The sequence below is a fragment of the Frigoribacterium sp. NPDC087798 genome (assembly GCF_044742985.1).
Taxonomy (GTDB): Bacteria; Actinomycetota; Actinomycetes; order Actinomycetales; family Microbacteriaceae; genus Frigoribacterium.
Map to the genome: position 1 here is coordinate 51,174 of NZ_JBIUVP010000001.1, position 22,056 is coordinate 73,229.

Here is a 22,056-nt window from a genome sequence, read left to right on the forward strand (position 1 = left end):
GTCCTCGGCCGCCCTGGCGCAGAGGGCGTCAGGAGGCGCGGCGCGTGACGGTCTCGGCGAGTCGCGTCAACTGCGTCCGGGCCGACGGCGCGAGTCCCGACCTCTCGAGCGCGTGGACGGCACGCTCCACCTGATCGGTGATCGTCTGCTCGACGGCGTCGACGGCACCGCTGTCGCGGAGCGTCGCCTGGAGCATGCTGATCTGGTCGTCGTCGAGTTCGGGGTCACCGAGGAGTTCGTCGAGCAGGCGGACGGCCCCGGGGGGCAGGGCTCGGCGGGCCGTCGCCACGAGGACCGTGCGCTTGCCCTCTCGGAGGTCGTCGCCCGCGGGCTTTCCCGTGACCGAGGGATCGCCGAAGACGCCGAGGAGGTCGTCACGCAGCTGGTAGGCGATGCCGAGGGGCAGCCCGAAGTGCCGCAGGGACTCGAGGGCTGGCCGGTCGGCCCCGGCCATGGCCGCGCCGACGGTCAGCGGGGCTTCGACGCTGTACTTCGCCGACTTGTAGACGATGACGCGCTGGGCACGCGGCAACAGCTGCACCTCGTCGACCGTCCGCCACGCGTTCTCCTCGAGGATGTCGAGGTACTGGCCCACCGTGACCTCGGTCCGCATCCGGTTGAGCTCGAGGCGGGCCGCGCGGGCGGCGTCACGGGACGGGAGGGAGTCCAGGGCCTCGCTCAGCAGCTCGTCGCTCCACGCCAGGAGGAGGTCTCCCATGAGGAGGGCTCCCGAGCGACCGAACGCCTCGGGGGACCCGAGCCAGGCCCCCTCGCGGTGCAGGGACTCGAAGCGCCGATGCGCCGCCGGGAGTCCGCGGCGCGTGTCCGAGTTGTCCATGATGTCGTCGTGCACGAGCGCGGCGGCGTGGAAGAACTCGAGCCCCGCCGAAGCGGTCATGACGGCGTCGATCTCGCGTTCGTCGCGGGGCTCCCCGAGGGGATCGAACCCGGTGTCGAGCCCGGCGACGGACTGCCAGCCCCAGTAGCAGAAGAGAGCCCGGAAGCGTTTCCCGCCGCGGAGCAGATCGCCCGAGTAGAGGGAGAAGGAATCGAGGTCGGGAGCGATGCCCATGAGGGCCGGTCGCTGACGCTCGAGGAACCGATCGATGCGCTCTTGAACGACGTCCACTAACCGCGTACTCTCAGCCACGCTGCCTAGCCTAGCGATAGCTGTCGGGCATACACTCGCAGCTACTCATCGCGTCGATCCCGAGGCTCCCGCCTCGCGCTTGAGAGCCCGTGCTCGAAGGGAACACCAAGATGCCACTTTCCGAACAGGAGCAGCGGCTCCTCGAAGAGATGGAGCGGAGTCTCTACAACAACGACTCCGACTTCGTGGCGACGGTCGGGACCCGCGGCGCCAGACCCAACTACACGCTGGTCGTGGTCGGGGTCCTCGGGGCGCTCGTCGGCATCGCCGTGATCGTCGCGGGCGTCATCTTCCGCCAGCCCTTGATCGGCGTGGCGGGGTTCGTGGTCATGCTCGCCGGCGTGCTGTTCGCCATCGCGCCTCCCAAGCGGAAGGGGTCCTCGACGGCCTCGATGCCGTCGGCTCCCCGTTCCTCCACCTCCCGCCCCGCGCATCCCGCCAAGGGGGGCCTGATGGATCGACTCAACGACCGGTGGGACCGCCGCCAGGACGGCGACGAGCGCTCCTAGGCGCCACCAGCACCACGACCACAGGGGTCGGCCTTCGGGCCGGCCCCTTTTTCGTGCGCCCATCCATCCTGCGGGAGGCGCGCGACACGCAGGACGCGCCTCCCCGTGGTCCTTTCCCTCCACCGTCCTCCACCCGTGTGCCCCCCGAACTGGAGCGGATCGAAGGCCGAACACGCGCCCGAGGACCCGCTGTTTCATTGTCTGGTGGTGGGTTGTGGAGTAAAGTGGAGGTACGTGCCACAGACGGGGTGCGGGGCGAGGGGAGACGGGCGCATGTTCCTCGGCACCTATTCGCCCAAGCTCGACGAGAAAGGGCGCATCATCCTCCCCGCGAAATTCCGTGACGAACTGGCTTCGGGCCTCGTCATGACCCGTGGGCAAGAGCGGTGCGTCTACGTCTTCAGCCAGCGCGAGTTCGAAGACATGCACTCGCGCATCCGTCAGGCACCCGTCACGAGCAAGCAGGCCCGCGACTACATGCGCCTCTTCCTCTCGGGCGCGAGCGACGAGATCCCCGACAAGCAGCACCGGGTCACCATCCCGGCGACACTGCGCGAGTACGCCGGCCTCGGCCGTGACCTCACCGTCATCGGCGCGGGAAACCGTGCCGAGATCTGGGCCACCGACGCCTGGAACACCTACTACGAGGCCCAGGAGGCCGAGTTCGCCAACACCACCGAGGAGGTGATCCCCGGGCTCTTCTAGCCCGTGGGCCCCGACCCTCAGCCGTCAGCCCTGGCGCACCTTCCCCGGTGCCAGGTCCCGACGGATGGGGATCAGGGCCGACGAGCACAGCCCGTGTCGTCATGGCCGATCAGATCCACACCCCCGTCCTCCTCGAGCGGACCCTCGAACTCCTCGCCCCGGCCGTCTCGCGTCCCGGCGCCGTCGTCGTCGACTGCACCCTCGGCATGGGTGGCCACAGCGAAGCGATGCTGCAGGCCTTTCCCGAGCTCACCGTCGTCGGCCTCGATCGCGACACCGAGGCACTCGCCCTCGCCGGCGAGCGGCTCGCACCCTTCGGCGACCGGGCTCGCCTCGTGCACACGACGTACGACGGCATCGCCGACGCGCTCGACGACCTCGATCTCGACACGGTCGACGGCGTGCTCTTCGACCTCGGCGTGTCGTCGCTGCAGCTGGACCGGGTCGAGCGCGGTTTCTCGTACTCGAAGGACGCGCCCCTCGACATGCGCATGGACCCCACCTCGCCCGTCACGGCGGAGCGCGTCCTCGCCGAGTACCCCGAGAGCGAGCTCCGGCGCATCTTCTACCAGTACGGCGAAGAGAAGCTGGCTCCGCGCTACGCCCGGCGGATCGTCGAGCACCGGGCCGACTCGCCGCTCACCCGCAGCGGTGAGTTGGTCGACCTCCTGATCGCGGCGACGCCCATGGCCCTGCAACGTGCCGGTCACCCCGCCAAGCGCGTGTTCCAAGCGCTCCGCATCGAGGTGAACGGCGAGCTGGCCTCGCTCGAGGCGGCCGTCCCGGTCGCCCTCGACCGTCTCGCCGTCGACGGGCGGATCGTCGTCCTCGCCTATCAGTCCCTCGAAGACCGTTTCGTCAAGCGGGAACTCGCCGCTCGGACGACCTCAACGGCGCCGCAGGGCCTCCCGGTGGAGTTGCCGGAGCACCGTCCCGACTTCCGCCTCCTCGTCCGAGGGGCCGAGCTGGCTTCCGACGCCGAACGCGACCTCAACCCCCGAGCCAAGCCCGTGAGACTGCGCGCCGCCGAACGAATCCGGAGACAAGCATGAGCAGCAACCTGGCCATCGCGACCCCGTCGAGCCGTCCTCAGCCGTCGTCGACCCCGACGGCGCGCCCGGTCGAGATCGTCACGAGTCGGTCGCAGCGACGGGCCCGTCCGAAGATCGCCTACGCGCTCATCGCGACGGCGGCGCTGTTCGTCCTCCTGCTGGCCCAGCTCGCTATCAGCATCGCCTTGAGCGACGGCGCCTACAAGATCTCCGACCTGCAGGCCGCGAAGACCGAGCTCGTCCGCGACCAGCAGAAGTTCAGCGAGCAGCGCGACGTGCTGTCCTCGCCGCAGAACCTCGCCGCCAACGCCGACGAACTCGGCATGGTCCGCAACTCGAACCCCGTCTACCTCGATCTGGCCACGGGCGCGGTCCACGGCTCGCCCGCCCCCGCGGCGGGGGCGGGCGAGGCGACGTCCGGCAACCTGATCCCCAACACCCTGCTCGAGGGCGTCCCGCTCACGACCAAGGCCCCCGCGACCGCCGCCGACGGCACGGCGACCACCGACCCCTCCGCCTCGTCGGTCGGTGCTCCGACCACGGCGGGCGCGGTGGCCGTTCCGACCGACGCAGGCGCGGCGGACGAGGGATCAGCCGGCGAGTCGGTAGCGTCGGGCGCGAATGAGCTGGCGGCTCCGCAGACCCGCTAGCGGCGTGCCGTCACCGGTACATCGAACGACGACAGCGGGTCGGGCAGGCGCCCGGCCGCGGTGAGGAACCTCTCGTGAAAGCAGCTCCCCGAAGCCGCCGTCTCCGCGCGACGCTGGCGATGGCGCTGATCATCGCGCTCGTCGGCGTGTTCGTGGTGCGCCTGGCGGACATCCAGCTCGTGCAGGCGGCCGAGCTCAACGAGCAGTCCCAGAACAAGCGCGAGATCGTGCAGACGACCTACGGCGATCGTGGCGACATCACCGACGTCGACGGCACCGTGCTCGCCGGCAGCGTCACCCGGTACAACATCACGGCCGCTCCGGCCTTCGCCACGACGGCCAAGGTCAAGGGCGACGACGGCACGACCACCGAGCTGACGGTCGACCAGGTGGTCGAGCGCATCTCCGAGATCACCGGGGGTGACGCCGCGACCATGACGAAGGCGTTGACCACCGACCCCGAGGCGAACTTCGCGTACCTGGTCAAGGGCGTCGACGTCGACGCCTTCCGCGAGGTCCGCGAGATGGACGTGTCGTGGGTGTACTTCCAGCGCCAGGCCGCGCGCACCTACCCCAACGGCGCGGTGGCGGGCAACCTCACGGGCTTCATCGGCACCGACGGGCCGCAGGCCGGACTCGAACTTAGCCAGGACGCGTGCCTGGCGGGCACCGACGGCTCGGAGACCTACGAGCGCGGAGCCGACGGCGTCCAGTTGCCCGGCAGCACCGTCACGACCAAGAAGGCGGTCGCCGGGGGCACGCTCCGTCTCACGGTCGACAGCGACCTCCAGTACATGACCCAGCAGGCGCTGGGCGAACAGGCCGAGGCCATCGGAGCCGAGTCGGCGACGGCCGTCGTCATGAAGGCGAGCGACGCCTCGCTGCTCGCGGTGGCCGACTACCCGGCCGTCGACCCCAACGACGTCAACGGCACCGCCGTCGACGACCTCGGCAGCAAGGCCTTCACCTACTCGTACGAGCCGGGTTCGACCTTCAAGGCGATGACCGCCGCCATGCTGCTCGACTCGGGCAAGGCCGATCCCGCGACGCGGGCGACGGTGCCGTACTCCCGCACGTTCCCCTGGGGCGGCGAGATCCACGACGCCACCTTCCACCCGACCGAGAACCTCACGCTGACGGGCATCCTGCGCGACTCGTCGAACGTCGGCATCTCCCTGCTCGGCCAGTCGCTCTCGGCCCAGCAACGTCACGACTACATGGTGAAGTTCGGTCTGAACGACCCGACCGGCGTGGCCTTCCTCGGTGAACCCACGACGGGCATCCGGCCGGCCTCCCAGTGGGACCAGCAGACGAGCATCAACACGATGTTCGGACAGGGCGTCTCGACGACCGCCATCCACATCGCGAGCATCTACCAGACGCTGGCCAACCACGGCACCCGGTTGCCCGTCAACCTCGTCGCCGGGTGCACCGCCCCCGACGGCACCGTCACCGACGCGCCCTCCGCCGAGGGCACGAGCGTCGTCTCGCCGTGGGCCGCCGACACGACCGTCAACATGCTCGAGAAGGTCGTCAGCGACGGCGACCTCAAGGACGTCCTGTCGATCCCCGGCTACCGCGTCGCGGCCAAGACCGGCACCGCCGAGGTCGCGCGGTCCGACGGAACCGGCTACGGTTCTGACCGCATCGTCTCGGTGGCGGGCATCGCTCCGGCCGAGAACCCGCAGTACGTCGTCGTCGTGACCTTCACCAAGCCCAGTACCATCAAGACGTCGGCCGCTGCGGCGCCGACCTTCAACAAGATCATGTCCCAGGTCCTCGAGATGTATCGGGTCCCTCCGTCGACGGAGCCGGCACCCAGCCTGCCCGAGACCTGGTGAGAGAAGAGGATTCTTTGAGCGCCCGGATCCCCCCGGTCCTTCGACCGGAACATCCGTCGGCGAGGTCACTCGCCCAACTGGTCAGCGAGTTCGGACTCGAGCACGAGGGTTCCCTCGACGGCATCGAGATCACCGGCATCACGCTGAGCACGGCGGACCTCCACCCCGGCGACCTGTACGTGGGCGTGCCCGGCGCGCACCGGCACGGAGCCGAGTTCGCCGACCAGGCACGTGACGGCGGCGCGGTCGCGCTGCTGACCGACGCCGCGGGGGCCGAGCTGGCCCGGTCCAGCGGTCTCCCCGTCGTCCTCGTCGACTCGCCCCGGGCGGCCCTCGGCGAGCTCTCGGCATGGATCTACCGCACGGACAGCGACGACGCACCCCTCCTCCTCGCGGTCACCGGCACCAACGGCAAGACCAGCACCTCGTACCTGCTCGAAGGCGTCCTGCGACAGCTGGGCCTCGTCACCGGCCTCAGCAGCACGGCCGAGCGCCACATCGGCGACCTCACCGTCGTCAGCCGCCTCACCACCCCCGAGGCCAGCGAGATGCACGCCCTGCTGGCCCGCATGCGCGAGAGCGAGGTGCGCGCGGTGGCCGTCGAGGTCAGTGCCCAGGCACTCAGCCGCAACCGCGTCGACGGCCTCGTCTTCGACGTCGCCGCCTTCACGAACCTGAGCCACGACCACCTCGACGACTACGCCGACATGGAGGAGTACTTCCAGGCGAAGTTGCCGCTCTTCCAGCCCGACCGTGCCCGTCGTGCCGTGGTCTCGCTCGACTCTCCCTACGGACAGCGCGTGGTGGACAACGCACGCATCCCCCTGACGACGATCACGATCCTCCCCGACGTCGAGGCCGACTGGACGGTCCAGATCCTGGACGAGCAGGCCGCCTACACCGAGTTCCGTCTGTCGGGCCCCGAGCAGCGTTCGCTCGTGACGCGCGTCCCGCTGATCGGGTGGCACATGGTCGCGAACGCGGCCCTGGCGATCGTCATGCTGGTCGAGGCGGGCTTCGAGCTCGAGGCCATCGGCCAGGCGCTCGACGCCGACGGCGGCATCGTCGCGTACCTGCCCGGGCGTACCGAGCGGGTGTCCGGCGACACCGGCCCGAGCGTCTACGTCGACTTCGGCCACAGCCCCGACGCGTTCCTGACCACCCTGGCCGCGGTGCGCACCTTCACACCCGGCAAGGTCATCATGCTGTTCGGCGCGGACGGCGACCGCGACACGACGAAACGCGGCGAGATGGCCCGGGTGGCCGCGGCCGGTTCCGACATCCTCGTCGTGACCGACCACCACCCCCGTTTCGAAGACCCGGCCTCCATCCGCAAGACGCTCGTCGACGCCGCCCGCGAGGCGTACCCCGAGCACGAGATCCACGAGGTGAGCCCGCCCGAGGCGGCCATCCGGGCGGCCGTGGCCCTGGCCCGAGAAGGCGACTCGATCCTCTGGGCCGGTCCAGGCCACCAGGACTACCGCGACATCCGTGGTGAGCGCACCCCGTACTCCGCTCGCGACGAGGCCCGTGCCGCCCTGCGCGAGGCCGGGTGGTCCGAGTGATCGCGCTCACGCCTCGCCAGATCGCCGACATCACCGGCGGGCGCCTGGTCCACCCCGAGGAGGCGCGGGTCGCGACCCCGGTCGACGGCACGGTCGAGACCGACTCGCGTCTGGTCACCCCGGGGTCGATCTTCTTCGCCCTGCGCGGTGAGGTCACCGACGGGCACCTCTTCGTCGAGGCCGCCACGTCGAACGGCGCCGCCCTCGTGGTCGCCGAGCGCGAACTCGAGACGACCGCACCGCTCGTCGTCGTCGACGACGGGGTCGTCGCGCTGTCCCGACTCGCCGCCGCCGTCGTCGAACACGTCCGGCGCCTCGGACGCTTGAAGGTCGTCGGCGTCACGGGTTCCAACGGCAAGACGAGCACCAAGAACATGCTCCGCGCGGTACTGGGCGACGTCGCGCCGACCGTCGCCCCCCAGGGGTCGTTCAACAACCACGTCGGTGCCCCGATCTCGATGCTGCGCATCGACGAGACCACCGAGTACCTCGTCGTCGAGATGGGCGCGAGCGGCCCGGGCGAGATCGCCCGGCTCGTCGACATCGCCCGTCCCGACACCGGGGTCGTGCTCAAGGTCGGCCTCGCCCACGCGGGCGGCTTCGGCGGCATCGAGGGCACCCGTGCGGCGAAGGCCGAGATGGTGACCGACCTGCCCGCCACGGGGACGGCCGTCCTCAACGCCGACGACGACCGCGTCGCCGGCATGGCGGCCGTGACGGCCGCACGGGTCGTCACCTTCGGTCAGGGTGCCTCGGCCGACTACCGGGCGTCCGACATCGACGTCTCGGCGTCGGGCACCTCGTTCACCTTCGAGCACGGCGACGCGAGCCGCCGGGTGTCGCTGCGCATCCTGGGCGAGCACCACGTGATGAACGCCTTGGCGGCCCTCAGCGTCGTCGGCGAATGGGGCGTCGACCTCGATCGGGCCGTGACGGTCCTCGAGGGCGTGACACGGGCCGAGCGCTGGCGCATGGAGGTCCTGGACGCGCCCGGCGGCGTGACGGTCGTGAACGACGCCTACAACGCGAGTCCCGACTCGGTCGCCGCGGCGTTGAAGACCCTCGCCCAGATCACCGGCCCCGACCACCGCTCGGTGGCCGTGCTCGGCGAGATGGCCGAGCTCGGCGAGTACGCGCGTGACGAGCACGACCGCGTCGGCCGCTTGGTCGTCCGGCTCAACGTCGGCCAGCTCGTGGTCGTCGGCCACGAGGCACGACACATCCACATGGCGGCGGGCCTCGAAGGCTCGTGGGACGGAGAAAGCGTGCTGGTCGACACGATCGACGAGGCGTACGACTTCTTGCAGGGCACCCTGCGAGCCGGGGACGTCGTCCTCGTGAAGTCGTCCAAATCGGCCGGCCTGCGCCTCCTGGGTGACCGCCTGGCCGGGGTGACCGCATGATCGCGCTGCTGATCGGCGGCGGGTTCTCCCTCGCCTTCACGCTGCTGATGACGCCGGCGTTCATCAAGCTCTTCCACCGTCTCGGGTGGGGCCAGTTCATCCGTGACGACGGCCCGCAGTCGCACCACACCAAGCGCGGCACGGCGACCATGGGCGGCATCGTCCTGATCATCGGCACCGTGCTCGGCTACTTCATCGGTCACCTGGTCGGCGGGGACGAGCTCACCCTCAGCGGCATGCTCGTGCTGTTCATGATGGTCGGCCTCGGCGTGGTCGGGTTCCTCGACGACTTCCTCAAGGTGCGCAACCAGCGCAGCCTCGGGCTCGGCGGGTGGGCGAAGATCGCCGGGCAGGTCGTCGTGGGGGCGGTGTTCGCCGTCCTGGCGCTCTCCTTCACGAACGATCGCGGGCTCGCCCCCGCGTCGACGATGATCTCGGGCCTGCGCGACATCCCCTGGCTCGACTTCATGTTCTTCGGCACCATCGTCGGGGGCGGGCTGTTCCTGATCTGGGTCGTCCTGATCACCGTCAGCACCTCCAACGGCGTGAACGTCGCGGACGGCCTGGACGGTCTCGCCACGGGCGCCTCCATCCTCGCGATCGCGTCGTACATCTTCATCGGCTTCTGGCAGAACAACCAGCTCTGCACGAGCGTGCGCCTCGACGAGGCCACGCGGGCGGCCTGCTACCAGGTGGCCGACCCGCTCGACCTGGCCGTGGTCGCCGCCTGCATCTGCGGTGGCCTGATCGGGTTCCTCTGGTGGAACACCTCGCCTGCACAGATCTTCCTGGGCGACACCGGTTCGCTGGGCCTCGGCGGGGCGCTGGCCGCCCTGGCCATCCTGAGCCGCACCGAACTCCTGCTCGTGCTGATCGGTGGTCTCTTCATCGTGGTCACCGGCTCGGTGATCCTGCAGCGGGCGTACTTCAAGATCACGAAGGGCAAGCGGATCTTCCTGATGAGCCCCCTGCACCACCACTTCGAGCTCAAGGGCTGGGCCGAGGTGACCGTCGTGGTCCGGTTCTGGATCATCGCCGGGCTCTTCGTCGCCGCCGGCGTCGGCACCTTCTACCTCGAATGGATCCTCCGCACCTCATGAGCGACGGCAGCACCGCCCCCCTCGCCGAGCGGCTCGCCGGGCTCGACAGCTGGCACGCCGACTGGTCGGGCCTGCGCGTGGTCGTCCTCGGGCTCGGCGCGACCGGTTTCTCGGTGGCCGACACCCTGGCCGAACTGGGCGCCGACGTCCTCGTCGTGGCCCCCGCGGTCGACGCCGACAAGGCCGAGCTGCTGCAGCTGATCGGGGCCCGTCTCGACGAGGTCGAGTCCACCGACACACCGTCGGCCACGCTCACGGCCTTCGACGCGCACCTCGTCGTGGCCAGCCCGGGCTTCGCCCCGCACCACCCCCTGGTCCGCTGGGCCGTCGACTCGGGGAGGGCCGTGTGGGGTGACGTCGAGTTGGCCTGGCGCGTGCGCGACAAGGTCGAGCGCGTGGCCGAGTGGGTGCTCGTCACCGGGACGAACGGCAAGACCACGACGACGCAGCTGGCGTCGGCGATGGCCGGCGCCGACGGTCGCCGCGTGGCGGCCTGCGGCAACATCGGCGTCCCCGTCCTCGACGCGGTGCGCGACCCCGACGGCTTCGACCTGTTCGTCGTCGAGCTCTCGAGCCACCAACTGCACTACCTGCCGACCGGGGGAGCCGGTGCCCTCAGGCCCCGGGCCTCCGTGTGTCTCAACCTCGAGGCGGACCACCTCGAGTGGCACGGCGGGGCGGACGCCTACCGTGCCGCGAAGGCCAAGGTGTACGAGAACACGGTCGTGGCGTGCGTCTACAACAAGGCGGACGAGGCGACCCTGCGCATGGTCGAGGAAGCCGACGTCGAGGAGGGCTGCCGCGCCGTGGGCTTCGGCCTCGACGCCCCGGGGCCCAGCGAGGTCGGCATCGTGACCGGCGACGGGGTCTCCGTCCTGGCCGACCGCGCCTTCCTCGCCGAGCGCAACACGCGAGCGCTCGAACTGACCACCCGGGAGGCCCTCGAGGGCGTCGGCCTCGGCGCCGACCACCTCGTCGAGGACGTGCTCGCGGCCGCCGCGCTCGTGCGTGCGGTGGGCGTCGCTCCCGTCTCGATCCGCGACGCCCTCGCCGGCTTCGCGGTGGACCACCACCGCACCGAGGTCGTGGCCGAGTCCGGCGGCGTGACCTGGGTCGACGACTCCAAGGCGACGAACCCGCACGCCGCGCGCGCCTCCCTGACGTCCTTCCCGTCGGTCGTCTGGATCGTCGGAGGCCTGTTCAAGGGCGTCGACGTCGAGCCACTCGTGCTCGAGTCCACGGACGCCGTCCGGGCGGCCGTGTTCGTCGGCGTCGACCGTGAGCCGCTCCGCCGGGCCTTCTCCCGACACGCGCCCGGCATCCCCGTCTTCGAGGTCGACGCCACCGACACTGGGCAGGTGATGCCGACGGCCGTGCGCCTCGCCGCGAGCGTGGCCCGTCCCGGGGACACCGTGCTCCTCGCCCCGGCGGCGGCGTCCATGGACCAGTTCACCGACTACACGGCCCGAGGGCGATCCTTCGCCCAGGCCGTACACGAACACTTGAGGGGTGACGTCGATGGCCAACCCGCCGTCCAGCCTCCCGCGCCGTCGGCCGACTGAGTCGAGCCGCACGCGCCGCGGGCCCGTCCGACCGACCGACGACGCCTCGAGCGGCCTGGGTTCCTCGAAGCGCACCGCCGGCGCCGTCGTCCGCGTCAAGAAGCTCTTCGCCGCCGAGACGGGCTCGTACTTCGTCATCCTCGGGACGACGTTGTTCATGGTCGTGCTCGGGCTGGTCATGGTGCTCTCGTCGTCCTCGGTCGAGCAGTACATCTCGTCACGACACACGTCGTTCTTCGGCGCGTTCATCCGACAGGGCACGTACGCGGCCGTGGGCATCCCGCTCATGCTCATCGTGTCCCGGCTGCCGGTGTCGTTCCTCAAGCGCTGGGCGTGGCACGTCCTGGGCGCGACCATCGTCCTGCAACTGCTCGTCTTCTCGCCCCTCGGCTACGAGATCGGCGGCAACCGCAACTGGATCGACCTCGGCTCGTTCACGGCGCAGCCCTCCGAGGCCGTCAAGCTCGCGTTGGCGATCTGGCTCGGCATGATCCTCTCGGTCAAGCGCGACCTGCTCGACGACTGGAAGCACCTGGCGATCCCACTCGTGCCCGTGGCGGGAGTCGCGATCGGCCTCGTCGTGCTCGGTGGCGACCTCGGGACGACCATGATCATGCTCCTGCTCGTCTTCGCGGCCGTCTGGTTCGCCGGCGTCCGGCTGCGCTACCTGCTGGCGCCCCTCGCGTTCCTCGCGGTGGTCGTGCCCCTGATCGCCCAGGGGTCGAGTTCGCGCAACTCACGCATCGCCGCGTGGCTGTCGGGTTGCTCGGACTCGAGCCAGTACCAGGCCGAGTGCTGGCAGACCCTGCACGGAACGTGGGCGCTGGCCTCGGGGGGACTCTTCGGCGTCGGTCTCGGCAACTCGAAGTCGAAGTGGTCCTGGCTGCCCGAGGCCGACAACGACTTCATCTTCGCCATCATCGGCGAAGAGCTCGGATTGATCGGAGCGATGGTCGTGTTGGCCCTCTTCATCGTCCTCGCCGTCGGTTTCGTCAAGATCATCCGCCGGACGAACGACCCCTTCGTCCGTGTGACGACCGGGGCCATCACGGCGTGGATCATCGGTCAGGCGCTCGTCAACATCGCGGTCGTCCTGGGGCTGCTGCCCGTCTTGGGCGTCCCCTTGCCGCTCATCTCGGCCGGTGGATCGGCGTTGATCGTCACGCTCGTGGCCATCGGCGTCGTGCTCTCGTTCGCCCGGGTGCCCGAAGAGTCCGCGACGCCGCAGGGGCTCCCGCGACAGCGGGTAGGGTCTCTGCGGTGACGACGTATCTCCTCGCCGGCGGTGGCACCGCCGGGCACGTGAACCCCCTCCTCGCCGTGGCCGATCGGCTCCGTCGGCGCGAGCCCGACGCGACCGTGCTCGTGCTCGGCACCGCCGAGGGGCTCGAGGCACGGCTCGTCCCGCAACGCGGGTACGAACTGCTCACCGTGCCGCGGCTGCCCTTCCCCCGCAAGCCCTCCGCGGCGGCGCTGCGATTCCCCGGCCGACTCGCCGGCGCGATCGACGGCATCCGGTCCTTGCTCGCACAGCACGACGTCGACGTCGTCGTCGGATTCGGCGGCTACGCAGCCGCCCCGGCCTACGTCGCGGCCTGGCGGTCGAAGGTGCCCGTGGTCGTCCACGAGGCCAACGCGAAACCCGGCATGGCGAACGTCCTCGGCTCGTTCCTCTCGTCCCACGTCGGCGTCGTCTTCCGCTCCACCCGACTCCGGGGCGGACGGCAGGTCGGCATGCCGTTGCGCGACGAGATCGAGTCCCTCGACCGACGGGCCCACCGCGACGAGGCCGTCGCGGCCTTCGGCCTCGACCCGGCGCGGCCGACCCTGCTCGTCACGGGTGGTTCGACCGGTGCGCGGCGGCTGAACGAGACCATGTCGAGGGCGGCCGTCAGCGTGCTCGGCGCCGGCTGGCAGATCCTGCACATCACGGGTGAGAAGTCCGATCTCACCTCGACCGACCTCGACGGCCACCACCTCCTCCGGTACTGCGACCGCATGGACCTCGCGCTCTCGGCGGCGGACTTCGTCGTCTCCCGGGCTGGCTCGGCCACGGTCAGCGAGCTCACCGCGCTCGGGTTGCCCGCGGTGCTCGTCCCGTACCCGGTGGGCAACGGCGAACAGCGACACAACGCCACCGACGTCGTCGGTGCCGGGGGAGCACTGCTCGTCGCCGACGCCGACTTCACGCCCGCCTGGGTCGAGCGCACGCTCGTCCCCCTGCTGCTCGACCGGGCCGTCGTGGCGGACATGGCCGTCCGCGCCGCCTCGGTCGGGGTGCGCGACGGAACCGACCGCACGGTCGACCTCGTCCTCGACGCCGTGGGCCGCGCCTCCTCGTCATCCCCGAACCCCGACCTCAGCGAGACATCATGATCAAACCCGACCTCGACCAGCCGATCCCCGCCGAACTCGGTGCCGTCCACTTCGTCGGCATCGGCGGTTCGGGGATGAGCGGCATCGCCCGGGTCTTCCTCGCCGCCGGCCACCGTGTCACCGGGTCGGACGCCCGCGACAGCGCGGCCGTCGAGTCGCTCCGGGCGGCAGGCGCCGAGATCGCGATCGGCCACGACGCGGCCAACGTCGGCGACGCCGACACGCTCGTGGTGACCGGCGCCCTCTGGCAGGACAACCCCGAGTACCAGCTCGCGCTGTCGAAGGGACTGCCCGTCCTGCACCGCTCGCAGGCGCTCGCCTGGCTCGTCGGGCAGCAGCGGCTCGTCTCGGTCGCCGGGGCGCACGGGAAGACCACGTCCACCGGCATGATCGTCACCGCCCTGCTCGCCGCGGGGCACGACCCGAGCTTCGTGAACGGCGGGGTCATCCAGTCGTTGGGCGTCAGCGCCCGTGGCGGTGACGACGACCTGTTCGTCGTCGAGGCCGACGAGTCCGACGGCTCGTTCCTGCTCTACGACACCTCGGTCGCCCTGATCACGAACGTCGACGCCGACCACCTCGACCACTACGGCTCGCACGAGGCGTTCGACGACGCCTTCGTCCGGTTCGCGTCGGCAGCGCGCGAGTTCGTCGTCGTCTCGAGCGACGACGACGGTGCCGTCCGTGTCACCGAACGCCTCGACCACCCGCGCGTCGTGACCTTCGGCGAGGCCGCCGACGCCGACGTCCGCCTGAGCGACGTCGCCACGACCGGTCCGGTCTCGTTCACCCTGCACGCCCAGGGTCGTTCGTGGCCCGTGCAGTTGCGCGTGCCCGGGCGGCACAACGCCGTCAACGCCGCCGGTGCCTTCGCGGTCCTCGTCGGCCTGGGCGTCGACGCGGAGGCCGCCATCGCGGGTCTCGAGACCTTCGGCGGCACCGAGCGGCGGTTCGAACTGCACGGCGTCGTGCGGGGCGTCAGCGTGTACGACGACTACGCCCACCACCCCACCGAGGTCGCCGCGGCGCTGCAGGCGGCGCGTTCCGTGGTCGGCGACGGGCGCCTCATCGCCGTGCACCAACCCCACCTCTACAGCCGCACGCGGATGATGGCCGGCGAGTTCGCCGAGACCTACGAGCGACTCGCGGACCACACCATCGTGCTCGACGTGTACGGCGCGCGCGAGGACCCCGAGCCCGGCGTCACCGGCGCGCTGGTGTCCGAACGCTTCGCCGACCCCGACCGCGTCGACTTCGTGTCCGACTGGCAGGCCGCGGCGGACCGGACGGCCGAGGTCGCTCGAGAGGGCGACTTCGTCATCACGCTCGGCTGTGGCGACGTCTACCGCATCGTGCCGCAACTGCTCGGCTCACTCGACGCGGCCCACGAACCCGTCGTCGCCGTCGCGGAGGACTCCGCGGAGTGACTCGTCACGACAGGTCCGTGGTGTCGGGGGCCCTCCGATGAAGCGGCCCGACGGATTCGACGAACCAGAACCCACCCCGACTCCTCCGGCCGCGCCCAACCGACGCCGTCGGGGACGGGACCCGGAGGCCACCGGGCCCGTCCCCGTCGTCGGTGCCTCGCGGCCTCCCCGAGGTGCTGCCGGTGATTCGCGGGCGGCCGACGCCGACGCATCCGATCCGTCGTCCCCGTCGTCGCTCAAGGGCCGCCTCGGGTCGATCACCGGAGTCCCCGCGGCCTGGCGTGACCGCCTGACGAAGCCCTCGACCTCCGACGCGAGCGAGCACCCCGGGCGGGTCGCACCTCGGGGCTCCGAGCCTCCGCGCATCGTGGCGCCCGACGGCACGGCCGCCGAGGCCAAGGCACGAGCCGTCGCGGCACGCCGGCAGGCGCGTCGGGCATCGAGCGAACGGAGGCGCGTCGAGCGCGTCGAGGTCCGTCGCTTCACGCGTCGCAGCCGACACCGTCGGGCGACCCTGGTGTCGCTCGGGGCCGTCGTGCTCCTCCTCGTCGCGTCCGTCGCGGTCGCCGTGTTCACGCCGCTCCTGTCGTTGCAGACCATCCGTGTCGAGGGGACGGACCGCGTCGACGCCGCGGCCGTGCAGACCGCCCTCGACGGGCAGCTCGGCACGCCCCTCGCCCTCATCGACTTCGACGAGGTCACCCGCGAGCTCGGGGCGTTCCCCCTGATCGCCAGCTACGTGACCGAGACCGCTCCGCCCCACACGCTCGTCGTGCGCATCCAGGAGCGGCAGCCCGTCGCCACGGTCGCCGCGGGGGAGGGGTTCGACCTCGTCGACCCGGCCGGCGTCGTGGTCCAGACGCTCGACGCCCGGCAAGAGGGAGTACCCCTGGTCGACGTCGGGGGAGCAGCCCTCGACGGCCCCGCGTACCGTTCGGTGGCCGAGGTGCTGCTGGCCTTGCCGGTCACGTTGCGTTCGACCGTCGACACCGTGACGGCGTCGACGGCCGACGACGTGACCCTGCAACTCACCTCGGGTGAGCGGGTCGTCTGGGGCAGCGCCGACGAGTCGGCGAAGAAGGCCCAGGTGCTCACCGGACTCATCGCCGACCAGGCCCGGCGCGACCCGGGCGCGAGCGTCGAGTACGACGTGTCCGCGCCTGACAACGGGATCATCAGGACGAGATGAGAGGGTGTGTTCGCGACACGCTGGCCACCCTGGCGACAGCGCCTGCGGCGCACCCATACCTTGTGACTGCAGAACTTGCATACCATGTACAACTTTAACCTTCAACTGCAGAGTTAAGGTTCAAGCGGAGGCCCGGACGTGACAACGAACCATAACTACCTAGCCGTGATCAAGGTCGTCGGTGTCGGCGGCGGTGGCGTCAACGCCGTCAACCGCATGATCGAACTCGGGCTCCGCGGGGTGGAGTTCATCGCCATCAACACGGACGCGCAGGCGCTGCTGTTGAGCGATGCCGACGTCAAACTCGACGTCGGTCGCGAACTCACCCGGGGCCTCGGCGCCGGTGCCGACCCCGAGGTCGGACGCCGCGCGGCGGAGGACCACGCCGAAGAGATCGAGGAAGCCCTCGCGGGTGCCGACATGGTCTTCGTCACGGCCGGCGAGGGCGGCGGCACCGGCACGGGCGGGGCCCCGGTCGTCGCCCGCATCGCGAAGTCGATCGGCGCACTGACCATCGGTGTCGTCACCAAGCCCTTCGGCTTCGAGGGCAAGCGCCGTCAGGCCCAGGCGGAGGCCGGCGTGGCCGCCCTGAAGGACGAGGTCGACACCCTCATCGTCGTCCCCAACGACCGCCTGCTCGAGATCAGCGAACGCGGCATCAGCATGGTGGAGGCCTTCGGCACGGCCGACCAGGTGCTCCTCGCCGGTGTCCAGGGCATCACCGACCTGATCACCACGCCCGGTCTCATCAACCTCGACTTCGCCGACGTCAAGTCGGTCATGCAGGGTGCCGGCTCGGCCCTCATGGGCATCGGATCGTCGCGGGGCGCGGACCGCGCCATCAAGGCGGCCGAGCTGGCCGTGGCGTCTCCGCTCCTCGAGGCGAGCATCGACGGCGCACACGGGGTTTTGTTGTCCATCCAGGGCGGTTCCAACCTGGGCATCTTCGAGATCAACGACGCGGCGCGCCTGGTGCAGGAGGCCGTCCACGCCGAGGCCAACATCATCTTCGGTGCCGTGATCGACGACACCCTCGGTGACGAGGTCCGCGTGACGGTCATCGCGGCGGGGTTCGACGGTGGTGAGCCCTCGACGAAGGTGAAGGATCGCCGGTCGAGCTTCGTCGACTCCGAGGGCCCCACGGCGACCTCGGTCGCCGGTGTCTCGGCCATCGCCGACAGCGGTGCGACGCACGAGCCCGCGGCGTGGAAGCGGCCCGAAGAGCCCGCGACCCAGGCCGTCGACCCGGCCTTCGACGACGGTGACGACGACCTCGACGTCCCGGACTTCCTCAAGTAACGACGAGTGACCGATCCGACGAGTGTCGACGGCGACCTGGGCGAGCGTCTCGCCCGGGTCGCCGCGGCCGTCGACGACGCCTGCACCGCTGTGGGACGCTCTCCGGGCGAGCTCACGACGATCGTCGTCACGAAATTCCATCCGCCCGGCCTCATCAGGGCGTTGTACGCCCTCGGGGTCCGCGACGTCGGCGAGAACCGTCACCAAGAGGCGCAGACCAAGGCCGTCGAATTGGACGACCTCGACGGACTCCGGTGGCACTTCGTGGGCCAGTTGCAGTCGAAGAAGGCGCGCCAGGCCCGGCGCTACGCGGACGCCGTCCACTCGCTCGACCGTGACTCGGTCGTCGACGCGCTCTCGGACGACTCCGGGTCCCTCGTCGACGGATTCGTCCAGGTCAACCTGACCGACGACCCCGGCCGCGGGGGAGTGGCCGAGCACGAGGTCGAGCGGCTCGCCGAGCGGGTGCTCTCGACCCCGGGGCTGCGACTGCGCGGCGTCATGGCCGTGGCCCCCCTGGGTGAGGAGGCGCGTCCGGCCTTCGCGCGCCTCCGTGCGGTCTCCGAGAGGGTGCGGTCCCTCGAGACCACTGCCGACGCGATCTCGGCCGGCATGTCTCCCGACTTCGTCGAGGCCGTCGCCGAGGGCGCGACACACCTACGGATCGGCACGGCAATCACGGGTTCTCGCCCCGATGCTCGTTAATGTCGGTCCTGACGATCCACTGACTCGGAGGAACACCATGGCCAACCCGCTGCGCAAGACGATGGTCTATCTGGGCCTCGCCGACGAAGAGCTCGAGTACGACGAGCAGCCTCACGAACGAGCGCAGCCCCAGCAGTCGCCGCGACCGCAGGCGGCCGCCCAGGCTCCGGCTCCCGTCGCCCCGGTCCACTCGGCTCCCGCCGCCCCCGCGCCCACCCGCGCCCCCGTGACGCCGCTGCGTCGCTCCTCGACCCCGAAGAACACGGTGCCCCACGACATGAACGAGATCCTGACGGTCCACCCCCGCGAGTACAAGGACGCCCAGGCGATCGCCGAGAGCTTCCGTGACGGCATCCCGGTGATCATCAACCTGTCGCAGATGACCGAGGCGGACGCCCGTCGTCTGGTCGACTTCGCCAGCGGTCTCTCGCAGGGGTTGTACGGCAAGATCGAGCGCGTGACCAACAAGGTCTTCCTGTTGTCGCCGGCGCACATCGCGGTGAGCGGTGATCAGGCTGAGGTAGAATCCGACATCGAAGCGTCGTTCTTCGCCCAGTCGTGACGAGTCCGTCGTCGCGGCTCCTCTGCGTCGACGTGACGACCTGCCCGTCCGCGAGTCTCCTCGCGCCGACTCGTGTGAGCTGATGACCCCCCGATGATCACTTACCTGATCGCCACGATCGCGTACTACGCGTTGCTGATCTTCTTCCTGCTCATGTGGGCCCGCTTCGTGCTCGACCTCGCGCAGTCGTTCAGCCGCGGGTGGCGCCCCAAGGGGCCCGTGCTCGTCATCGCCGAAGTGGCCTACACGGTGACCGACCCGCCCATCCGCCGCGTGCGGAAGATCCTGCCCCCCGTACGCCTCGGATCGGTCGCGCTCGACTTCGGCTGGAGCATCATCATGCTGGCCGTCATCATCCTGATGAGCGTCGCCTCCGGGCTCCGCACCTTCGGCTGACCACGTCGTCCGTGGACGACAGGGTAGGCTCACTGCAGCGCCCGAACGGCACGATCCCGGCCCGACCGGGCCCCGCTCCTCTACGGTGTAGAAGAACGACCCAGACCACGATCACACGATCCAACAGATGCACGAGGTGACGGCAATGGCTTTGACGCCGGAAGACGTAGTCAACAAGCGGTTCCAGCCGACGAAGTTCCGCGAGGGATACGACCAAGACGAGGTCGACGACTTCCTCGACGAGGTCGTCGCCGAGCTGCGACGTCTCAACCAGGAGAACGACGAGCTGCGTCAGCGCCTCTCGTCCGGCGACTCCGCCCCCGTGGCGCAGGCCGCTCCCGTCTCGGCTCCGGTGGCCAGCGCGCCGGCTCCTGCGTCGGCACCGGCTCCCGCGTCGGCGCCCGAGGCCGTCGAGCCCGAGCCGGTCGTCGAGTCCGAGCCCGTCGTCGCGGCCCCCGCCGCCGTCGCGTCCGCTCCGGCCTACTCCGCCCCCGCGGTGTCCGAGGCCGACGAGACCAGCAGCACCAACAGCCTGCTGCAGCTCGCTCGCCGTCTGCACGAAGAGCACGTCCGCGAGGGCGTCGAGAAGCGCGACCAGCTCATCGCCGAAGGCCACGCGACCGCGGCCCGGCTGGTGTCCGAGGGCGAGGCCCGCCAGCGTGAGGTGGTCGCCGAGGCCGAGACGAAGTCCCGCGACATCATCGGTGCCGCCGAGACCCAGCAGCGCGAGATCCTCGACCGCCTCAACACCGAGCGTTCGAGCGTCGAGCGTCGCATCGACGACCTGCGCTCGTTCGAGCGCGACTACCGCTCCAAGCTCAAGAGCTACATCGAGGGTCAGCTGCACGAGCTCGACGGCGAGGGCACCGGCGAGGCCGGTCGGCCCACTCCGGCCAGCGCCCAGGGCTTCGGCTCGAACTAAGGACTTGTCGAGCGACAAGCCCGCCACGAAGGCCAGCGTCCGCGTTCTCGCGACGCTGGCCTTCGTCGCTGTCGTGGCCTACGGCCTCGACCAGGGCACCAAACTGCTGGTCACCCGGACTCTCGTCGAAGGAGGTTCCGTCGACGTCGTCGGCGAGTTCTTCCAGTTGCACTTCGTCAAGAACCCCGGTGCCGCCTTCTCGTTCGCGAGCGGGTCGACGTGGATCTTCTCGATCGCCGCCGCCGGCGTCGCCGTCGCGATCCTGGTCGTGGCCCGACGCATCCGATCGCTGGCCTGGTCGATCATGCTGGGCATGCTGCTCGGCGGCACCCTCGGCAACCTGACGGACCGCCTGCTCCGAGAGCCGTCGTTCGGCCAGGGGCACGTGGTCGACTTCATCTACTTCCCCTCCCTGCTGCCGGCCATCTTCAACGTCGCCGACGTCTTCATCGTGTCCAGCATGGGATTGCTCCTCCTGCTCACGCTGCTGGGCATCGGGCTCGACGGCACGCGCACGCCGAGCGCCGGCAAGTCGGCTCGACCGGCGGGCGACGGTCGCGACGGCGACCCTCAAGTGGCCGGCTCAACGGCCGTCGGCGACCCGGGCACGTCCGGTGACGAGCCCGGCGGTCCCGTCGACACGACGCCTCCTGCCGATCACCGGAGCGCCTCGTGAGCGAGACGCGCGCTCTCCCGGTCCCCGACGGGCTCGCCGGCGAACGTGTCGACGCCGCCCTGGCCAAGCTGCTCGGCTTCAGCCGGACCTTCGCGGCCGAGGTCGCCGCCTCGGGCGGGGTGACGGTCGACGGGCGCACGGTCGGCAAATCGGACCGGCTCGAGGCCGGTGCGTGGCTCGACGTCACATGGTCACCGCGTGAGGCACCGGCCGTGGTCGCCGTCGAGGTGCCCGGCATGGCGGTCGTCCACGACGACGACGAGATCGTGGTCGTCGACAAGCCGGTCGGAGTCGCAGCACACCCGTCGGTGGGCTGGACGGGACCGACGGTGCTCGGCGGACTCGCCGCCGCGGGCTTCACCGTGTCGACCTCGGGCGCGTCCGAGCGTGCAGGCGTCGTGCACCGCCTCGACGTCGGAACGAGCGGCCTCATGGTCGTCGCCAAGACCGAGCGGGCCTACACCCTGCTCAAACAGGCGTTCCGCGAACGCACCGTCGAGAAGATCTACAACGCGGTCGTCCAGGGCCACCCCGACCCGTTGACCGGGACGATCGACGCACCCATCGGGCGGCATCCGTCGTCCGACTGGAAGTTCGCCGTGGTCGTCGACGGCAAGCCGTCGGTCACCCACTACGAGACCGTCGAGGCGTTCCCGTCGGCGTCGTTGCTCGAGATCCACCTCGAGACGGGTCGGACCCACCAGATCCGCGTCCACATGGCCGCCCAGCGACACCCGTGCGTCGGTGACGCGACCTACGGAGCCGACCCGACGCTGTCGGCGACCCTCGGTCTCACGCGGCAGTGGCTGCATGCCGTCCAGCTCGGATTCCGACACCCCGGTACGGGTGAGCCGGTGGTCTACCGCTCGACCTACCCCAGCGACCTGCAGCACGCCCTCGACGTCCTCCGTCACGGTTAGGCTGTTCCCCTAGTCGCCAGATCCACCACCAGACGAGGAGCCCCGTG

The 22,056-nt window shown here is 70.5% G+C and carries 21 protein-coding genes; 20 read left to right on the plus strand and 1 reads right to left on the minus strand.

All coding sequences use genetic code 11. The features are described 5' to 3' along the window. Nucleotides 1-28: 28 nt before the first annotated feature. Nucleotides 29-1,150 carry a polyprenyl synthetase family protein gene (locus ACIOSR_RS00285; RefSeq protein WP_173150808.1) on the minus strand — a complete coding sequence of 374 codons (1,122 nt, stop codon included), beginning with the start codon at nt 1,148-1,150 and terminating at the stop codon, nt 29-31. A gap of 110 nt (nt 1,151-1,260) precedes the next feature. On the opposite strand from ACIOSR_RS00285, the gene ACIOSR_RS00290 reads away from it, so the two are divergent. The 20 genes from ACIOSR_RS00290 to ACIOSR_RS00385 all read left to right on the plus strand — a co-directional run bounded on the left by ACIOSR_RS00290 (nt 1,261) and on the right by ACIOSR_RS00385 (nt 22,009). Next, nucleotides 1,261-1,659: a DUF3040 domain-containing protein gene (locus ACIOSR_RS00290; protein WP_123570752.1), complete on the plus strand. Its 399-nt coding sequence runs from the start codon at nt 1,261-1,263 to the stop codon at nt 1,657-1,659. A gap of 273 nt (nt 1,660-1,932) precedes the next feature. After that, on the plus strand, nt 1,933-2,364 hold the full coding sequence (mraZ, locus tag ACIOSR_RS00295) for a division/cell wall cluster transcriptional repressor MraZ (protein WP_055973040.1): 432 nt from the start codon (nt 1,933-1,935) through the stop codon (nt 2,362-2,364). A gap of 101 nt (nt 2,365-2,465) precedes the next feature. Then, complete coding sequence (gene rsmH / locus ACIOSR_RS00300) at nt 2,466-3,416, plus strand: 16S rRNA (cytosine(1402)-N(4))-methyltransferase RsmH (RefSeq protein ID WP_402751576.1); 951 nt, start codon at nt 2,466-2,468, stop codon at nt 3,414-3,416. Next, on the plus strand, nt 3,413-4,066 hold the full coding sequence (locus ACIOSR_RS00305) for a hypothetical protein (protein ID WP_402751577.1): 654 nt from the start codon (nt 3,413-3,415) through the stop codon (nt 4,064-4,066). Before rsmH ends, ACIOSR_RS00305 begins: the two co-directional genes overlap by 4 nt. A gap of 74 nt (nt 4,067-4,140) precedes the next feature. Continuing rightward, nucleotides 4,141-5,907: a peptidoglycan D,D-transpeptidase FtsI family protein gene (locus ACIOSR_RS00310; protein ID WP_402751578.1), complete on the plus strand. Its 1,767-nt coding sequence runs from the start codon at nt 4,141-4,143 to the stop codon at nt 5,905-5,907. 14 nt (nt 5,908-5,921) lie between these two features. Next, nucleotides 5,922-7,472 carry a Mur ligase family protein gene (locus ACIOSR_RS00315; protein ID WP_056045031.1) on the plus strand — a complete coding sequence of 517 codons (1,551 nt, stop codon included), beginning with the start codon at nt 5,922-5,924 and terminating at the stop codon, nt 7,470-7,472. Then, the gene (gene murF, locus ACIOSR_RS00320; RefSeq protein WP_402752188.1) at nt 7,469-8,875 is read left to right on the plus strand and encodes a UDP-N-acetylmuramoyl-tripeptide--D-alanyl-D-alanine ligase; all 1,407 of its coding nucleotides are present in this window, start codon (nt 7,469-7,471) and stop codon (nt 8,873-8,875) included. Before ACIOSR_RS00315 ends, murF begins: the two co-directional genes overlap by 4 nt. Beyond that, the gene (gene mraY / locus ACIOSR_RS00325; protein ID WP_043594922.1) at nt 8,872-9,975 is read left to right on the plus strand and encodes a phospho-N-acetylmuramoyl-pentapeptide-transferase; all 1,104 of its coding nucleotides are present in this window, start codon (nt 8,872-8,874) and stop codon (nt 9,973-9,975) included. Before murF ends, mraY begins: the two co-directional genes overlap by 4 nt. After that, nucleotides 9,972-11,537: a UDP-N-acetylmuramoyl-L-alanine--D-glutamate ligase gene (murD, locus tag ACIOSR_RS00330; RefSeq protein WP_402751579.1), complete on the plus strand. Its 1,566-nt coding sequence runs from the start codon at nt 9,972-9,974 to the stop codon at nt 11,535-11,537. The genes mraY and murD overlap by 4 nt, the downstream gene beginning before the upstream one ends. Beyond that, nucleotides 11,494-12,801: a putative lipid II flippase FtsW gene (gene ftsW, locus ACIOSR_RS00335; RefSeq protein ID WP_159826718.1), complete on the plus strand. Its 1,308-nt coding sequence runs from the start codon at nt 11,494-11,496 to the stop codon at nt 12,799-12,801. Before murD ends, ftsW begins: the two co-directional genes overlap by 44 nt. Further along, nucleotides 12,798-13,913 (plus strand): UDP-N-acetylglucosamine--N-acetylmuramyl-(pentapeptide) pyrophosphoryl-undecaprenol N-acetylglucosamine transferase, encoded by a 1,116-nt coding sequence (locus tag ACIOSR_RS00340; protein ID WP_402751580.1) that lies wholly within the window; start codon nt 12,798-12,800, stop codon nt 13,911-13,913. The genes ftsW and ACIOSR_RS00340 overlap by 4 nt, the downstream gene beginning before the upstream one ends. Beyond that, nucleotides 13,910-15,340 carry a UDP-N-acetylmuramate--L-alanine ligase gene (gene murC / locus ACIOSR_RS00345; protein WP_402751581.1) on the plus strand — a complete coding sequence of 477 codons (1,431 nt, stop codon included), beginning with the start codon at nt 13,910-13,912 and terminating at the stop codon, nt 15,338-15,340. The genes ACIOSR_RS00340 and murC overlap by 4 nt, the downstream gene beginning before the upstream one ends. Before the next feature lie 367 nt (nt 15,341-15,707). Beyond that, nucleotides 15,708-16,529, plus strand: a complete 822-nt coding sequence (locus tag ACIOSR_RS00350; protein ID WP_236556990.1) for an FtsQ-type POTRA domain-containing protein — start codon at nt 15,708-15,710, stop codon at nt 16,527-16,529. 138 nt (nt 16,530-16,667) lie between these two features. After that, on the plus strand, nt 16,668-17,828 hold the full coding sequence (ftsZ, locus tag ACIOSR_RS00355; protein WP_054146791.1) for a cell division protein FtsZ: 1,161 nt from the start codon (nt 16,668-16,670) through the stop codon (nt 17,826-17,828). Between the two features lie 6 nt (nt 17,829-17,834). Continuing rightward, nucleotides 17,835-18,533 carry a YggS family pyridoxal phosphate-dependent enzyme gene (locus ACIOSR_RS00360; RefSeq protein ID WP_402751582.1) on the plus strand — a complete coding sequence of 233 codons (699 nt, stop codon included), beginning with the start codon at nt 17,835-17,837 and terminating at the stop codon, nt 18,531-18,533. Nucleotides 18,534-18,570: 37 nt separating this feature from the next. Next, the gene (locus ACIOSR_RS00365; protein WP_123570020.1) at nt 18,571-19,095 is read left to right on the plus strand and encodes a cell division protein SepF; all 525 of its coding nucleotides are present in this window, start codon (nt 18,571-18,573) and stop codon (nt 19,093-19,095) included. A gap of 93 nt (nt 19,096-19,188) precedes the next feature. After that, complete coding sequence (locus ACIOSR_RS00370) at nt 19,189-19,491, plus strand: YggT family protein (RefSeq protein WP_056045042.1); 303 nt, start codon at nt 19,189-19,191, stop codon at nt 19,489-19,491. A gap of 145 nt (nt 19,492-19,636) precedes the next feature. Then, nucleotides 19,637-20,413 carry a DivIVA domain-containing protein gene (locus ACIOSR_RS00375; protein WP_056045044.1) on the plus strand — a complete coding sequence of 259 codons (777 nt, stop codon included), beginning with the start codon at nt 19,637-19,639 and terminating at the stop codon, nt 20,411-20,413. Nucleotides 20,414-20,417: 4 nt separating this feature from the next. Next, the gene (lspA, locus tag ACIOSR_RS00380) at nt 20,418-21,089 is read left to right on the plus strand and encodes a signal peptidase II (RefSeq protein ID WP_173150817.1); all 672 of its coding nucleotides are present in this window, start codon (nt 20,418-20,420) and stop codon (nt 21,087-21,089) included. Then, nucleotides 21,086-22,009, plus strand: coding sequence for an RluA family pseudouridine synthase (locus tag ACIOSR_RS00385; protein ID WP_402751583.1), 924 nt, complete (start codon nt 21,086-21,088; stop codon nt 22,007-22,009). The genes lspA and ACIOSR_RS00385 overlap by 4 nt, the downstream gene beginning before the upstream one ends. Nucleotides 22,010-22,056: the final 47 nt, after the last annotated feature.

Bases quoted from the DNA above. Each gene is read 5' to 3' on its own strand.
- ACIOSR_RS00290 (WP_123570752.1), top strand. From the start codon at position 1,261: ATGCCACTTTCCGAACAGGAGCAGCGGCTCCTCGAAGAGATGGAGCGG.
- mraZ (WP_055973040.1), top strand. From the start codon at position 1,933: ATGTTCCTCGGCACCTATTCGCCCAAGCTCGACGAGAAAGGGCGCATC.
- rsmH (WP_402751576.1), top strand. From the start codon at position 2,466: ATGGCCGATCAGATCCACACCCCCGTCCTCCTCGAGCGGACCCTCGAA.
- ACIOSR_RS00305 (WP_402751577.1), top strand. From the start codon at position 3,413: ATGAGCAGCAACCTGGCCATCGCGACCCCGTCGAGCCGTCCTCAGCCG.
- mraY (WP_043594922.1), top strand. From the start codon at position 8,872: ATGATCGCGCTGCTGATCGGCGGCGGGTTCTCCCTCGCCTTCACGCTG.
- murD (WP_402751579.1), top strand. From the start codon at position 9,972: ATGAGCGACGGCAGCACCGCCCCCCTCGCCGAGCGGCTCGCCGGGCTC.
- ftsW (WP_159826718.1), top strand. From the start codon at position 11,494: ATGGCCAACCCGCCGTCCAGCCTCCCGCGCCGTCGGCCGACTGAGTCG.
- murC (WP_402751581.1), top strand. From the start codon at position 13,910: ATGATCAAACCCGACCTCGACCAGCCGATCCCCGCCGAACTCGGTGCC.
- ACIOSR_RS00365 (WP_123570020.1), top strand. From the start codon at position 18,571: ATGGCCAACCCGCTGCGCAAGACGATGGTCTATCTGGGCCTCGCCGAC.
- ACIOSR_RS00370 (WP_056045042.1), top strand. From the start codon at position 19,189: ATGATCACTTACCTGATCGCCACGATCGCGTACTACGCGTTGCTGATC.
- ACIOSR_RS00375 (WP_056045044.1), top strand. From the start codon at position 19,637: ATGGCTTTGACGCCGGAAGACGTAGTCAACAAGCGGTTCCAGCCGACG.